The sequence below is a fragment of the Rhodococcus sp. P4_E4 genome, assembly GCF_056401575.1.
Window position 1 is genome coordinate 90,880 of record NZ_JBFUJB010000006.1, and the last position, 14,976, is coordinate 105,855.

Sequence of the window (14,976 nt, forward strand, 5' to 3'; positions counted from 1 at the left end):
CCGACACGCCGTCAAGAGAAGAGGTGAGACCGGTCGACCCGCAGATCGCCTGGACACCACATACGGTCGACCTCGATCGTGAAGAATTCGCGAGTCGACTCCACGAGGCACTGGCCGTGTACGTCACTGCGATGGACTATCCGCGAGGAACCGAGTTCCATCGCGCACCGATGTGGCAGGAGCACGCGAACCGGCCTGGCTGGAAAGCCGTCGGCGCATTGGCGGTTCCCCAGCAACCGTCACACGAAAATCTGCCGCTGGTGGGGATCGCTTACGGGTATCGCGGGAGCCCGGACCAGTGGTGGCATCAACAGGTACTGCACGGGCTTCGGCGCTCGGGTCGCCCTCAGAGCGAGATCGACGCGATTCTGAGCGACTACTTCGAACTCACCGAACTCCACGTGCATCCGAACGGTCAAGGTCACCGATTGGGCGAATCGCTCTTGCGCCACCTCCTCCTCGATCGAACCGAACGCAGCGTTCTGTTGTCGACACCTGAGGTGTTCGACGAGGACAACCGAGCCTGGCGGCTGTACCGCCGTCTCGGATTTCGCGACGTACTCCGCAGATTTCGTTTTGCCGGCGACAACCGACCGTTCGCAGTCCTCGGCCGTGGACTGCCGCTGTGAGCGCATTTCTCGACGCCGTCGTCGTCGGTTCCGGACACAACGCGCTCGTTTCGGCCGCGTATCTCGCACGTGATGGTTGGTCGGTCGAGGTTCTCGAGAAGGACACGGTTCTCGGCGGTGCCGTCTCGACCGTCGAGCGATTTCCCGGATACAAGGTGGACCGGGGGTCGTCTGCGCACCTCATGATCCGACACAGCGGCATCATCGAGGAACTCGGACTCGGCGCGCACGGCCTTCGCTACATCGACTGTGACCCGTGGGCGTTCGCTCCGCCCGCCCCTGGCACCGACGGGCCGGGCATCGTGTTTCATCGCGACCTCGATGCAACCTGCCGGTCCATCGAACGAGCTTGCGGGACAAAGGACGCCGACGCGTACCGGCGGTTCGTCGCGGTGTGGTCGGAGCGCAGCCGACACGTGATGAGGGCATTTTCCACACCGCCCACCGGATCGAACCTGATCGGTGCGTTCGGAGGACTGGCCACAGCGCGCGGCAACAGCGAACTGTCGCGGCAGTTCCTCGCGCCTGGCGACGCACTACTGGACGAGTATTTCGACAGTGAGGCGCTCAAGGCAGCGTTGGCGTGGTTCGGCGCCCAGTCCGGGCCTCCGATGTCGGAACCGGGAACCGCTCCGATGGTCGGCTTCGCGGCCCTCATGCACGTCCTGCCGCCCGGGCGAGCAGTCGGAGGGAGCGGCGCACTGAGTGCTGCGTTGGCCTCCCGGATGGCTGTCGACGGCGCCACCGTCGCGCTCGGTGACGGCGTGACGTCGATCCGCCGGAACTCGAATCACTGGACCGTCACAACCGAGAGCGGTCGAGAAGTTCACGCTCGCAAGGTAATCGCGGGTTGCCACATCCTCACGACACTCGATCTCCTGGGCAACGGAGGCTTCGACCGAACCACGCTCGATCACTGGAGGCGGAAGATCAGGGTCGGCCCCGGCATCGGCGCTGTATTGCGACTGGCGACATCTGCGCTCCCTTCCTACCGCGGCGACGCCACCACACGGGAAAGTACCTCGGGATTGCAATTACTCGTTTCCGATCGCGCCCACTTGCGCACTGCACACGGCGCAGCACTGGCAGGGGAACTGCCTCCTCGCCCTGCGGTTCTCGGAATGAGTTTCAGCGGAATCGATCCCACGATCGCCCCGGCCGGGCGGCATCAGGTGACACTGTGGTCGCAGTGGCAGCCGTATCGTCTCAGCGGACATCGCGATTGGGCGTCGGTCGCCGAGGCCGAGGCCGACCGGATCGTCGGCGAGATGGAGGCTTTTGCACCCGGATTCGCCGATTCCGTCCTCGACCGCTTCATTCAGACTCCCCGCGACATCGAGTCGGAATTGGGGATGATCGGCGGAAATGTCATGCACGTCGAGATGTCACTCGATCAGATGATGTTGTGGCGACCGCTTCCCGAACTGTCCGGCCATCGCGTTCCGGGAGCAGACGGGTTGTATCTGACCGGAGCCTCGACGCATCCCGGTGGTGGTGTGTCCGGAGCCAGTGGTCGCAGTGCCGCTCGAATCGCACTGTCCGACGGCCGCCGGGGTAAAGCGAGTCAGTGGCTGCGTCGTTCGAGCAGGTCGTGAAGGTCACCCGCCGAACTTCACCCGCCGACACGCCCCCGCCTCGATGACTGGCTACGCCACGGCTGGCACGATGACCACTGTGCAACAGTCCACCGATCCCGCCGCCAAGCCGACCAGTCGGAAACGTTTCCTGACGGTTGCCGCGCTCGCCCTCATGCTTGTTCCCTTGCTTGCCGGGTGCATCCGCGTGCAGGTGTCGATGGGAGTGTCCGCGAACGATCGTGTGACCGGACAGGTGGTAGCTGCCGCTATTCCGGCGAACGAGGCGGACAAGGGTCCGCAGCTGACCCCGCCTTCCTCGCTGGAGGACAAGATACGGGTTCAGGAATACAAGAAGGACGGATACGTCGGCAGCCAGGCGTTCTTCAGCGACTTGTCCTTCGGTGACGTCGCCCAACTGGGCTCGATGTATGCCGAGGGATCCGGGTCGTTCCAGATCACCCTCAAGCGATCCGGGGACACCGTCACGCTCGACGGCAAGGCAGACCTGAAGACGGTTCCAACTCAGGGCGCCGACGTCCAGGTCAGCATCGCCTTCCCGGCACGGGTCGGCACGACCAACGGAACACGAGACGGCGATTCCCGGGTGTCGTGGACTTTGCCCGCCGGCGAGGTGTCGACAATGCGCGCCGAGGTCAACTACGCGGACCCCAGCACCCGAAGCTTCGCCGGGTGGGCAGGAATCATGGCCGGACTGGCGCTCGGTGTCGCGATTATCGTCGGTGCAATGGCCTGGATGGCGCGCAATCGAGCACCGATCAAGCGCGCGCCCGCCGCGAAAGCACCGGCCATGAAGACGCCTGTCACGAAATCACCTGTCAGCAAGCAAGCTGACAACAGGAATCCGAAAAACACCACGAAGTAGCGCCTGGCGGTTGCCCCCTCGATTGGTGTCGAGCGGGGCAACCGGGATCAGACGGCTTGTGCTGTCCCGACAGAGGTGTCGGGGGTGAGACCGAGTCGCTCGAGGACCTCACTGGTGGCGCGCGCGAAGTTCAACGTGATGAAGTGCAGGCACGGAGCGCCTTCGGCGATCAACCGCTCTCCCATCTCGGTGGCCAGATCGATGCCGAGTTCGCGGACCGCTGCACGGTTCTCGTCCGGACCGCTTCCGGCCGCGGCGTCGAATCGGCGTTCGAGGGCGGGAGGCAACGACGAGCCCGAGAGCTTGAGCATGCGCCTCACCGAGCGCAGCGACGTCACCGGCATGATCTCCGGGATGATCGGCTTGGCGCCCTGTTCTGCGTCGTATGCACTCACCCGGTCACGGAGACGGAGGTAGTCCTCCACGTCGAAAAACATCTGCGTGATCGAGTACTCGGCGCCGGCACGCAACTTCGACACCAGGTACTTCGTGTCGTATGCCAAGTCCGGAGCGCGGTAGTGCCCCTCGGGGAACGACGCGACACCGACGTGGAAGTCGCCCAGGTCACGGACCATCCGCACGAGTTCCTCGGCGTACTCGACGCCTTCGGGATGCTTCTTCCACTCGCCGAGCGGATCACCGGGCGGATCGCCGCGCAACACGAGGATGTTGCTGATCCCACGATCGGCGTATGCACCGACCATGGCGCGAAGTTCTTCGGTGCTGTGCGAGACGGCAGTCAGGTGAGCAACCGGCAGCAGGGTCGTCTCCTCGGCCAGTTCGCCGGTGACGCGCACCGTACGATCGCGCGTCGAGCCACCTGCGCCGTAAGTCATCGAGACGAACGCCGGTCCGAGCCGCTCGAAGGTACGCACCGCACGCCACAGGCGCGCTTCGGCGTCAGCGTCGCGCGGCGGCGAAAACTCGACCGAGAACGGAATACGGCTACCTGTCGAGGAAGCGATCCGATCGACGATCGACGGTGTTCGGGTGGCCCACCCCTCGCTGGAGCGGCCCCTGACTGGATCGAATGTCACCGGTCAAGCATATGTTTTCCAGCTGCAAACAAGCTCATCGCCCAGGACTGCGTATCCCGAATGTCAGGATCACGCAGTTCACGGCCCGAACCCCCGTTGATTCCAACCCCCACTAAGCTGGGCCCCAAGCTCGCTTCCGTGTAACCCTCCGGCGCGAGAACATACCGATCTTGGAGGCCACCCTGTCCGCAGGAACCGCGCGCGTTGGACAGAGTTCGACCAACACCGCACCGCATCCGACCTCACTCGAACTGCCAGGCGTGTTCGAAGGAGCGCTCCGCGACTTCTTCGATTCACGCCGCGAACTCGTCTCGAACATCGGCGGTGGATACGAGAAAGCCGTCAGCACCCTCGAAGCCTTCGTCCTGCGCGGAGGAAAGCGCGTCCGGCCGTCGTTCGCCTGGACGGGATGGCTCGGCGCCGGAGGCGACCCGAACGGGAGCGACGCGGACGCGGTGATTCGTGCATGCGCGGCCCTCGAACTGGTGCAGGCCTGCGCGCTCGTCCACGACGACATCATCGACGCATCAACGACCAGGCGCGGCTTCCCGACCGTTCACGTCGAATTCGAGGACCAGCACCGAGGCGAGGAGTGGAGCGGCGACTCCGCGCACTTCGGCGAGGCCGTCGCCATTCTCTCCGGCGACCTGGCCTTGGCCTGGGCTGACGACATGATCCGCGAATCCGGGATCAGCCCCGACGCGGCCGCACGAGTGAGCCCGGTCTGGTCGGCAATGCGCACCGAGGTGCTCGGTGGCCAATTCCTCGACATCAGCAACGAAGCCCGCGGAGACGAGACCGTCGAGGCAGCCATGCGGGTCAACCGTTACAAAACCGCCGCGTACACGATCGAACGCCCACTGCACCTCGGCGCCGCACTGTTCGGTGCAGACGCCGAGTTGATCGATGCCTACCGGACGTTCGGCACCGACATCGGGATTGCCTTCCAACTTCGCGACGACCTGCTCGGTGTCTTCGGAGATCCGTCCGTCACGGGCAAACCGTCGGGCGACGATCTCATCGCCGGCAAGCGGACTGTCCTGTTCGCGATGGCGCTTGCCCGCGCCGACATCGCAGATCCGGCGGCAGCAGAACTGCTCCGCAACGGAATCGGCACCCAGTTGACCGACAACGAAGTCGACACTCTGCGTCAGGTGATCACCGATCTTGGCGCCGTCACCGACGTCGAAACGCAGATCGACACCCTCGTCGAGGCAGCTGCGAACGCCCTCGACTCGAGCACGGCAACGACAGAGTCCAAGGCTCGCCTGACCGATATGGCGATCGCGGCCACGAAGCGAAGCTACTGACCGTGGCAGACGTGCACCGCACTCGAACCGTCAGCTCGCCGACCGATCGAGTCGTGATCGTCGGCGCGGGACTTGCCGGACTGTCTGCGGGGTTGTATCTGCGTGGCGCCGGCCGCGACGTCACGATCCTCGAGAGCAACGGCTCGGTCGGCGGGCGAGTCGGTGTCTACCAGGGCAGTGACTACAGCATCGACAACGGCGCAACGGTGCTCACGATGCCCGAACTCGTCGAAGACGCTCTTGCGGCCGTCGGCGCCGACCCCGACTCGACAAACCCCAAATTCGTTGTGCACAAGCTCGATCCGACGTACCACGCGCGATTCGCAGACGGCACCGCTCTCGATGTTCACGCCGACCCCGAAGACATGGCTGCCGAAGTCTCTCGTGTCTGCGGGCCGGAAGAAGCGCAGCGATACCGTGCGTTGCGGCGATGGCTGAACCGCATCTTCGACGCGGAATTCGACCGCTTCATGGACGCCGACTTCGATTCTCCCCTCGGACTGGTCAATTCGCGTGAAGCAGTCAAGGATCTGAGCCGACTCGTCGCACTGGGAGGATTCGGGAAACTGGGCGGGCAGGTGGATCGCAAGATCCGCGACCCTCGCCTCCGGCGGATCTTCACCTTCCAAGCGCTGTATGCGGGCGTTGCTCCATCTCGAGCCCTCGCGGTGTACGGAGCGATCGCTCACATGGACACCTCACTGGGCGTCTACTTTCCCGAGGGCGGGATGCGCACGATCGCCGAATCGATGGCCGACGCTTTCACCGAGGCCGGCGGAATTCTGCATCTCGGCCGCACGGTCGAACGACTCGAGGCGAGCGACCGTCGCGTGCGTGCCGTACACACACGCGACGGTGAGAGCTACGACTGTGATGTCGCAGTCCTCACCCCCGACATGGCCGTCACGGACTCCCTCTTGCGCCCGCATACGCGATTGCGCCCGCGACCGGTGCGTACATCGCCGTCCGCGGTCGTGATTCACGGCACTGTTTCTTCAGCCGTCGCCGACGGATGGCCCGCGCAGCGACACCACATGATCGACTTCGGCGAGGCGTGGAAGCGCACCTTCGCCGAGATCACGGCACGCCGCGGCCGCGGGCAATTGATGAGTGATCCGTCACTGCTCGTCACCCGACCGGCGCAGACCGACCCGAGCCTGGCCTTCTCGCGAGACGGCCGGATCCGTGAACCGCTGTCAGTCCTCGCGCCGTGCCCGAATCTGGACAGTGCGCCGCTCGACTGGGCAGTTCTCGGCCCGGCCTACGTGCGTGAAATCATCCTCACGCTGCAAGAACGTGGCTATACGGGACTGGTCGAGGGGTTCGATATCGATCACGTCGACACCCCGCAGACCTGGCTCGAGAAGGGCATGGCCGCGGGTAGCCCGTTCGCGGCGGCACACACCTTCACCCAGACGGGGCCGTTCCGACGCAAGAACCTCGCCCGCGGCTTCGACAACGTCGTTCTCGCCGGATCGGGAACCGTTCCGGGGGTGGGAGTACCGACCGTTCTGCTGTCCGGCCGGCTCGCCGCCGAACGTATTACCGGTACACGCGAGCGAGCCAGCGCGGTGGGCACTCGTGCGAGCAACTAAACTAGCCCCTCGTAACCGACCATTCATCCACGATTCACCGACTCGGGCGCTGCATGCGCCGATCGACACCGATCTCCTCGGGGGAGGAACCTGCACCGATGACGTCCTCTGCCGCAGCCACTGAAAGACCGTGGCACCTAAGGGCCGCCAATTTCCTTCGGACTCCCGAAGGTCACAGTGCACTGCTCGGTTTCTTCGGCGCAGTCATGATCACGTTCGGCGGATTCGGTGCCGGTAGCGTCCGGCGCCAAGATCCGCTGCTCGAGTCGATGCATCTGTCCTGGCTCCGTTTCGGACACGGATCGATTCTGTCGGCGGCCATCGTCTGGATCGGTGTCCTGTGCATGATCGCTGCCTGGGTTCGACTGGGCCGCTCGACTCTGCGCGGTGACGTCTCGTTGCGCGGCCTGCGCTACGTCGTCCCGGTCTGGACGTTTCCGCTGCTGTTCGCGGTGCCCATGTTCAGCCGTGACGCCTACTCCTACCTGGCACAGGGCGCCTTGTTACGCAACGGCTTCGACCCGTATGCCGTCGGCCCCGTCGTCAATCCGGGAATCCTGCTCGACAACGTCTCCAACGTGTGGACGACGACAACTACCCCGTACGGCCCGGTTCACCTTCTCCTTGCCGACGCCATCGTTCGGCTGACCGGCGAGAACGTCATCGCCGGCACGATGCTGTTGCGGATCACGATGCTGCCCGGACTCGCCCTGATGATGTGGGCCGTTCCCCATCTCGCGACGAAGCTCGGCGGAAACACCTCGATCGCCCTGTGGCTCGCAGTACTCAATCCCCTCGTCCTGATCCACCTGATCGGCGGCGTTCACAACGAGATGCTCATGGTCGGCCTCATGGCCGCGGGCATTGCGCTCGCTCTCGAACGCAAGCACCTGTTCGGAATTGGGCTGATCGCACTCGCCGTCGCGATCAAGGCAACCGCGGGCGTCGCACTTCCCTTCATCGTCTGGATCTGGATGATCCACGAGCGGGAGGACGCGGCCGCGGCCGGGCGCGAACCGGCGTCACCGATCCGATCGTTCGTCAAAACGGCCGGTGCAGGTTTCGCGGTATTCGTGGCGGTACTCGGATCCACCTCACTGATCGCCGGAGTCGGCCTCGGCTGGACGACCGCACTCTCGGGTTCGGCAAAGATCATCAACTGGCTCTCGCTGCCCACGATCGTGGCGCACATCGGAACCATGGCCACCTCCTGGTTCGCCGGTGACCATTTCAACGACATCCTCGAAGTCTCCCGGACCATCTCGGCGGTTGTGTTGATCGCGATCATCGCCGTCGTGTGGTGGCGTTACCGCAAGACCGAGCGCGACGCCGTCATGGGCATCGTGATCGTGATGGTCGCCATCGTCGTTCTGTCCCCCGCAGCACTCCCCTGGTACTACTCCTGGCCGCTGGCAGTAGCGGCCGGTTTCGCAATGTCGCCGACGACTCTCGCCGTACTGACAGGGCTGTCCACCTGGCTGATGCTGGTGTTCCAGCCTGACGGATCGATCGGCCTCTACACCTTCCCGCATGTGGCTCTGGCCATCGTCGCTGCCGTGATCGCGGCTATGTCCTTGCAGACGGAAGATCCACTCAGACTTCGTGGACGCAAACACGAGAAACCGATCGAAATGACGTCAGCCGCCTCGGCGCCCTCGACGTCAGAATCTGCGTGATCCGCGTGTCATGAACGCATTGTCTGCGTCCTATGAATTCTGCGAGGACGTGACGAGGGAACACGGCCGAACGTACTTTCTGGCCACTCGGTTGCTGCCCGAGCCTCGACGCCGCGCAGTTCACGCTCTCTACGCATTTGCTCGCGTCGTCGACGACGTCGTGGACGAACCCTCGGGTCCGCATGAACGAGGCACGGTGCTTGCCGACGTCGAACGTGCAGCCGTCACCGCACTCGACAACCCCACTGCGACAGGTGGCTTCCCGTCGACGGTTCCCCTCGACCTCACACGCGTACTCCCTGCCTTCGCCGATGCTGTGAAGACGTTCGACATTCCGCGTGCATACTTCGACGCCTTCTTCGAGTCCATGCGGATGGACGCCCCCGACACGGCGAAGTTTCGACCCGTCTACAACACGATGGACGAACTCAGCGAGTACATGTACGGCTCCGCCGTCGTCATCGGTTTGCAGATGCTCCCGATTCTCGGAGTGAGCGTTCCGCAGCAGGAAGCTGTAGTGCCCGCGTCGAATCTCGGTGAGGCGTTTCAGCTGACCAACTTCATCCGCGACGTCGGTGAAGACCTCGACCGGGGACGTCTGTATCTCCCGGCGGGCGAGTTCGCCGCATTCGGGGTCGACATCGAGATGCTCGAGCACGGGCGCAGAACCGGAACGGTGGACGTTCGGGTCAAGCGCGCGCTGGCACACTTCATTGCCGTGACGCGGGGGCGGTATCGGTCTGCCGAATCCGGCATCCCGATGCTCGATCGGCGGGTCCAGCCGTCGATCCGCACGGCTTTCGTGTTGTACGGAGCAATTCTCGACCAGGTCGAGCGCGCCGACTTCCGGATACTGCATCGACGAGTGTCCGTTCCCGGACGCACGCGACTTCGAGTCGCTGCGCCGGGTCTGGTCCGGTCGGCAACCTACGCGGCGAAAAACCGCATGAGGTGAGTTGTCAGAAGGCCGGCATCTCAGAAAGCCATGGCCTGTGCGCGGCGGATGACCTCACGCGCGAGATCACCATGCAGTGCGTCCACCGGGCGCCCCGGCAGGGAATCGTCGGCCAGGAACAACCAGCGAAGGATTTCGATATCGGTGTAGCCGCCGTCGTGCAGCACCGCCAGCAGACCGGGCAACCACTTGACGATCTGGCCGTCCTCGCCGAAGAACACTTCGGGGACACCGAGAACGCCATGCCGCTTGACTGCGATGATCTTGTGATCGCGAAGCAACTGGTGAACCTTGCTCACCGGCAACCCGACGTTCTTCGCCACATCCACCAGCTGGAACAGGGAAACCGAAGAATCCAGGACATCATCACAATAAGGAATCGCGCTCACCGCGAGAAGTTTATCCGGTCCGGCGAGCCCGCTGTGTACCGCCCGGTGCAGTGCTCGAAACCGCCGCTCCGCTTGGGTCACAGCGCTCTGTGACGTTCTCGAGACTTCCGCGTCGGTATCGCTGGCTACGATGGACGGGATGCGGCGTATCAGTAACCGAGATTTCGCGAACCGGGATTTCGTGAACTGGGATTTCGTGGTGACCGCGAATCGGCGCCCGTACGGCGGGGGCCACACTTACATGCTGACAGCTACCGCCCAGAGCACAACCACACAGATCGCAAGCACGGAGGAATAGTCATTACGGAGGTCGAGGGTTGATCGGCGAAATGCTCGAGCGCCGCTATCGAGTGGACGCACCGATCGCGCGCGGCGGTATGTCGACCGTGTATCGAGGCCTCGATACACGGTTGGATCGACCTGTCGCGATCAAGGTGATGGACCCGCAGTTTGCCGGCGATCCGGCGTTCCTGACTCGTTTCGAGTTCGAGGCCCGGGCCGTGGCCAGACTCAAGCATCCGTCCCTTGTGGCCGTCTACGACCAGGGCAGCGATCGCAATCACGTGTTCCTCGTGATGGAACTCGTCGACGGTGGAACTTTGCGCGAACTCCTTCGTGAGCGCGGACCGATGCCGCCTCACGCCGTCGCTGCAGTCGTGGCACCTGTCCTGGACGCGTTGGCGGTGGCGCATCGAGCGGGACTGGTTCACCGTGACGTCAAACCCGAGAACATCTTGATCTCGGACACCGGCGAAGTGAAGATCGCCGACTTCGGATTGGTGCGTGCAGCCGCGGCAGCAACCACCACCTCCAACAGCGTGATCCTCGGCACCGCAGCCTATCTGTCGCCGGAACAGGTGACGTCAGGAATTGCCGACACTCGAAGCGACGTCTATTCGACCGGCGTGTTGATGTTCGAACTTCTCACCGGTACAACACCGTTCACCGGTGATACGTCACTCTCCATCGCCTACCAACGCATCCACGACGATGTCCCGCGCCCCGGTTCACGCATCCCCGGTGTACCGGCGCAGTTCGATCGCCTGGTTGCCGAAGCCACTCACCGCGAGCCGGCACATCGTTTCGCCGACGCTGGTGAGATGGCAGCTGCACTTCGCAGTGTGAGCGAGCAACTGGAACTTCCGTCATACCGCGTTCCGGCTCCGCGTCGAAGCGCCCAGCACCAGAGCGCGCAGGTTGCCCCGGCTCGGCCACAACCGGCGCCTGCGCCCCCGACGGATGTACACCCGAACTCTGCTGCGCGCCCGAACCCTGGTGCCACGACGGTATTGGCGTCCGGCGTGGCCCCGGCTGCGGCAGCCACCACGGCGCTCGGCACGGGCTCTCCTCCCCCCGGTGGCATTCAGCACACTCGCGCGGTCACCGCACAAACTGCTCGTCCGGCGACGGTCGACGGCGACTCGGACTTCGACGACGGTTCCGATTTCGGCGACGACCAACTGGGACCTGACGATCCGCACGCTCATTTTGTCGAAGCACGACGCAAGTCTCGACGAGCCACCCTGATCTGGCTGCTCGTCATCGCGGTCCTCGCGCTTGCGTTGGGCTTCGGCGGATGGTGGATGGGCTCGGGCCGCTATACAGCTGTTCCCTCGATCGACGGGCTGACCAAGGACACTGCGGTCACCGCTCTGCAGGACGCCGGGCTCTCCCCCGACGTCCAGGGTCAGTACTCCGACGCCCAACCCATCGACACGGTGATCGGGACAGACCCGGCCTCCGGCTCCAGGGTTACCAAAGGCTCGACCGTCGCGCTGCTGACTTCGCTCGGGCGTCCGACTGTTCCGCCCATTCCGGCCGGCGGCGACGTCTCGGCCCTAGGCGCACAACTCGCCGACCGCACTCTCGTCGCGGTCGACGGCGGGGACACATTCAGCTCCAAGATCCCGATCGGCGGCGTGGCGGCGCTCGACCCGGCGCCGGGAACCGAGGTTGCCGTGGGCTCCTCGGTCAAGGTCATCACGTCCAAAGGGTCACCGCCCGTTGACATTCCCGACGTGAAGGGCATGTCCGAGAACGCTGCGCGCGCCGCCCTCGACAAGGTAGGTATCTCCGTCAGCACCACCAGAACAACGTTCGACGACGCCGTCGAGGGCGGTAGCGTGATCGGCACAGATCCTGCAGTCGGGTCCTCCGTCAACGCCGGCACCTCCGTTGTTCTCCTCATCTCCGACTCCGTCAAGGTTCCCTCGCTGATCGGCCGCTCCGTGTCCTCAGCACGCGAAGAACTCGGCCGCCTCGGCCTCGAGATCACCGTGCGTCAGCTCACCCAGAACGACAGCTCGGTCATCATCAGCCAGAGCGTCAAGAACGACCTCGTTGCCAAGGGCACCGACATCAGCGTCGTCGCAATTCCCTGACAGTCCGCTTCGGCCTAGTCTGAATTCATGGCCACGTGGGAACCCGAGAGCATAGGGATACTCGACTTGCCGTCGGGGAGATCGATTCGGGGTCGAGGACTCCGCAATCCACTTCCTTCCGGGCCTCTCCCCACCTTCGGTGTCTATCTGACCGGTAAAGAACCTCCCGCCACCGAGTGGGATTCGGTGTGGGTCCGCTGGCGAGATTTCTGGTTGCCGAGCGATCCCGACGCGCTGCGCAGCGCCTTGCACGAAGTTTGGGTGCGTTCGGAAACCGAAAGAGTCGAGATCGCGTGCGGTGGCGGATTCGGCCGCACCGGAACAGCTTTGGCCGCTCTTGCCATTATGGACGGAGTGCCGAGTGAGGACGCCACCGCGTACGTTCGCGCACGCTACTCACCTCGCGCCGTCGAAATGCCCTGGCAGCGCCGATTCGTCACACGATTCACGAAATAGCGAACGCCCCCACCGGCGCGAGCGGGTGAGGGCGTTTGCCGAAAATCAGTGCCAGTGCGAATCAGCTTCGGCGAAGCAGGGTTTCAGCCTCGCAGCATCTCGGCCACGAGGAACGCGAGCTCCAACGACTGTTGGGTGTTCAATCGGGGGTCGCACGCCGTCTCGTAGCGACCACCGAGATCGAGATCTGAGATGTCCTGCGCGCCGCCGAGGCACTCGGTGACGTTCTCACCGGTCAGCTCGACGTGGATACCACCCGGATGCGTACCGAGGCCGTTGTGGACCTCGAAGAAGCCCTGAACCTCGTCGACGATGCGATCGAAGTGGCGCGTCTTGTACCCGGTGGAGGCTTCGTGGGTGTTGCCGTGCATCGGATCGCACTGCCAGATGACCTGGTGGCCGGTGGCCTGGACCTTCTCGATGATCGCCGGCAGCAGGTCGCGGACCTTGCCGTTGCCCATGCGCGAGATCAGAGTCAGTCGACCCGGCTTGTTGGTGGGGTCGAGACGCTCGACATATTCCACCGCCATTTCCGGCGTGGTGCTCGGACCGATCTTGAGGCCGATCGGGTTGGAGACCAACTCGGCGAAGGCGATGTGCGCGCCGTCGAGCTGACGGGTGCGGTCACCGATCCAGAGGAAGTGGGCCGACAGGTCGTAGAGCTTGGGGTGGTCGCTGTCGTTGTCGAGACGCAGCATCGCGCGCTCGTAGTCCAGAACCAGGGCCTCGTGGCTGGCAAAGATCTGTGCCTGGTGCAGGCTCGGATCGGTGACGCCACACGCGTTCATGAACTGCAGGCCGCGGTCGATCTCGGCTGCCAGTTGCTCGTAACGTGCGCCCGCGGGCGAAGCTGCGACGAACTCGCGGTTCCAGTCGTGCACCTTGTGCAAATCGGCCATACCGGCGCCGGTGAGCGCGCGAACCAGGTTCATCGCGGCGCTGGCGTTGGCGTATGCGCGCACCAGACGCGAAGGATCGTGCGCACGGACTGCCTCGTCGGCGACGAGCGAATTGATCATGTCGCCGCGGTACGACTTGAGCCCCAGCGAGTCGATGTCGGCAGAACGCGGCTTGGCGTACTGGCCGGCGATGCGAGCAACCTTGACGACAGGCATCGAGGAACCGTAGGTGAGCACGACGGCCATCTGCAGCAACGTGCGGATGTTTCCCTTGATGTGCGGCTCGGTGTTGTCCGCAAATGTCTCGGCGCAGTCACCGCCCTGGAGCAGGAATGCTTCACCACGCGCGACCTGCGCGAGACGCTCTTGCAGCGCCTCGACCTCGCTGGCCACCGTGATGGGAGGCACGCTCTCGAGCACAGTCCGCATGGCGGCCGCCTGGTCAGCGGGCCACGAGGGCTGCTGAGCAGCGGGCTTCGCGAGTGCCTCGTCGAGCTGCTTACGCAGTCCGGCAGGCAGCGGCGGGAGTTCGGGCAAGCGGTCGATCGGCACGTCGACAGTCCAGTTCACCTCTACAGGATATTCGCTCGCCCGTCGGCGCGTCACACAGGCTCTCGATCGCAGCCCAATCGGGACACTTCTCGCGCACCGAAACCTGAGTCAGCGAAGTGAACGTGCTGCCGAAATCGCGTCGAACTTCACGAGGTTGTGCCTGGCGTCGGCAAGTGCGTCGTGTGCGTCGGCGGGCGCTGACGGGAGGGCAGGACTGCCGTTGTCTTCCCAGAACTGTCGGAGTTCGCGGGTGTACCGCGGCATCGACTGCGGTAGTTCGGTCATATCGCCCCACAACTGGCACAGCGCGACGTGGTCGTATGCGGCTACCCACGCCCAGAGCTCCGGAACGACCATCGGCCGCGGAACGAAGAATTTCAGAAGATCGTCGCGGATCTTCTCGCGTGATTTCCACAGCGGCGACGAAGGCTGCGGCAACTTCGGCAGCACGTTCTTGCGCACCCAACTACCGGCACGGGCGGGATCGAACTCCGTCGAGACCGCGTAATACTCTCGGCCGTCCTCGCAGACAACGCCGATGGACACGAGATCGATGGTTCGACCGTCTTCGATGAATTCACAGTCGTAGAAGTAGCGCACGTCCGAAAACTATGCCGCACGCGCAGGCTCTGGAGCC

Annotated in this window: 13 protein-coding genes; 9 read left to right on the forward strand and 4 right to left on the reverse strand. The window is 64.2% G+C overall.

Annotated elements, in window-relative coordinates:
- The first annotated feature begins 23 nt into the window (after positions 1–23).
- From AC1DVN_RS09160 to AC1DVN_RS09170, 3 genes are all read left to right on the forward strand, one after another.
- The gene (locus AC1DVN_RS09160) at positions 24–629 is read left to right on the forward strand and encodes a GNAT family N-acetyltransferase (protein ID WP_020908081.1); all 606 of its coding nucleotides are present in this window, start codon (positions 24–26) and stop codon (positions 627–629) included.
- A complete protein-coding gene (locus tag AC1DVN_RS09165) occupies positions 626–2,224 on the forward strand; it encodes a phytoene desaturase family protein (protein ID WP_097387278.1) in 1,599 nt (532 codons plus the stop codon). Before AC1DVN_RS09160 ends, AC1DVN_RS09165 begins: the two co-directional genes overlap by 4 nt.
- Before the next feature lie 70 nt (positions 2,225–2,294).
- Positions 2,295–3,089, forward strand: coding sequence for an LppM family (lipo)protein (locus AC1DVN_RS09170; protein WP_202022304.1), 795 nt, complete (start codon positions 2,295–2,297; stop codon positions 3,087–3,089).
- 47 nt (positions 3,090–3,136) lie between these two features.
- Here AC1DVN_RS09170 and AC1DVN_RS09175 read toward each other — a convergent pair whose 3' ends face one another.
- Positions 3,137–4,126, reverse strand: a complete 990-nt coding sequence (locus tag AC1DVN_RS09175; protein ID WP_477993734.1) for a methylenetetrahydrofolate reductase — start codon at positions 4,124–4,126, stop codon at positions 3,137–3,139.
- Between the two features lie 170 nt (positions 4,127–4,296).
- Here AC1DVN_RS09175 and AC1DVN_RS09180 point away from each other — a divergent pair, with 170 nt between their 5' ends.
- From AC1DVN_RS09180 to AC1DVN_RS09195, 4 genes are all read left to right on the forward strand, one after another.
- Positions 4,297–5,436, forward strand: a complete 1,140-nt coding sequence (locus tag AC1DVN_RS09180; RefSeq protein WP_477993735.1) for a polyprenyl synthetase family protein — start codon at positions 4,297–4,299, stop codon at positions 5,434–5,436.
- A 2-nt stretch (positions 5,437–5,438) separates the two neighbouring features.
- A complete protein-coding gene (gene crtI / locus AC1DVN_RS09185; RefSeq protein ID WP_113683672.1) occupies positions 5,439–7,031 on the forward strand; it encodes a phytoene desaturase family protein in 1,593 nt (530 codons plus the stop codon).
- Between the two features lie 98 nt (positions 7,032–7,129).
- On the forward strand, positions 7,130–8,707 hold the full coding sequence (locus tag AC1DVN_RS09190) for an alpha-(1->6)-mannopyranosyltransferase A (protein ID WP_020969867.1): 1,578 nt from the start codon (positions 7,130–7,132) through the stop codon (positions 8,705–8,707).
- 10 nt (positions 8,708–8,717) lie between these two features.
- Positions 8,718–9,662 carry a phytoene/squalene synthase family protein gene (locus tag AC1DVN_RS09195; RefSeq protein ID WP_020908087.1) on the forward strand — a complete coding sequence of 315 codons (945 nt, stop codon included), beginning with the start codon at positions 8,718–8,720 and terminating at the stop codon, positions 9,660–9,662.
- Between the two features lie 20 nt (positions 9,663–9,682).
- Here the strand turns inward: AC1DVN_RS09195 and AC1DVN_RS09200 are convergent, their stop codons facing one another.
- A complete protein-coding gene (locus AC1DVN_RS09200; protein WP_020969869.1) occupies positions 9,683–10,051 on the reverse strand; it encodes an Rv2175c family DNA-binding protein in 369 nt (122 codons plus the stop codon).
- 317 nt (positions 10,052–10,368) lie between these two features.
- Between AC1DVN_RS09200 and pknB the strand changes: the two genes are divergently transcribed.
- Together pknB and AC1DVN_RS09210 are read left to right on the forward strand one after the other, a co-directional pair.
- Complete coding sequence (gene pknB, locus AC1DVN_RS09205) at positions 10,369–12,432, forward strand: Stk1 family PASTA domain-containing Ser/Thr kinase (protein ID WP_019748891.1); 2,064 nt, start codon at positions 10,369–10,371, stop codon at positions 12,430–12,432.
- A 27-nt stretch (positions 12,433–12,459) separates the two neighbouring features.
- The gene (locus tag AC1DVN_RS09210) at positions 12,460–12,888 is read left to right on the forward strand and encodes a protein-tyrosine phosphatase family protein (protein ID WP_020969872.1); all 429 of its coding nucleotides are present in this window, start codon (positions 12,460–12,462) and stop codon (positions 12,886–12,888) included.
- An 83-nt stretch (positions 12,889–12,971) separates the two neighbouring features.
- Here the strand turns inward: AC1DVN_RS09210 and AC1DVN_RS09215 are convergent, their stop codons facing one another.
- Together AC1DVN_RS09215 and AC1DVN_RS09220 are read right to left on the reverse strand one after the other, a co-directional pair.
- Positions 12,972–14,357 (reverse strand): class II 3-deoxy-7-phosphoheptulonate synthase, encoded by a 1,386-nt coding sequence (locus AC1DVN_RS09215; protein ID WP_007730070.1) that lies wholly within the window; start codon positions 14,355–14,357, stop codon positions 12,972–12,974.
- Positions 14,358–14,447: 90 nt separating this feature from the next.
- On the reverse strand, positions 14,448–14,939 hold the full coding sequence (locus AC1DVN_RS09220) for a polyadenylate-specific 3'-exoribonuclease AS (protein WP_003941683.1): 492 nt from the start codon (positions 14,937–14,939) through the stop codon (positions 14,448–14,450).
- Positions 14,940–14,976: the final 37 nt, after the last annotated feature.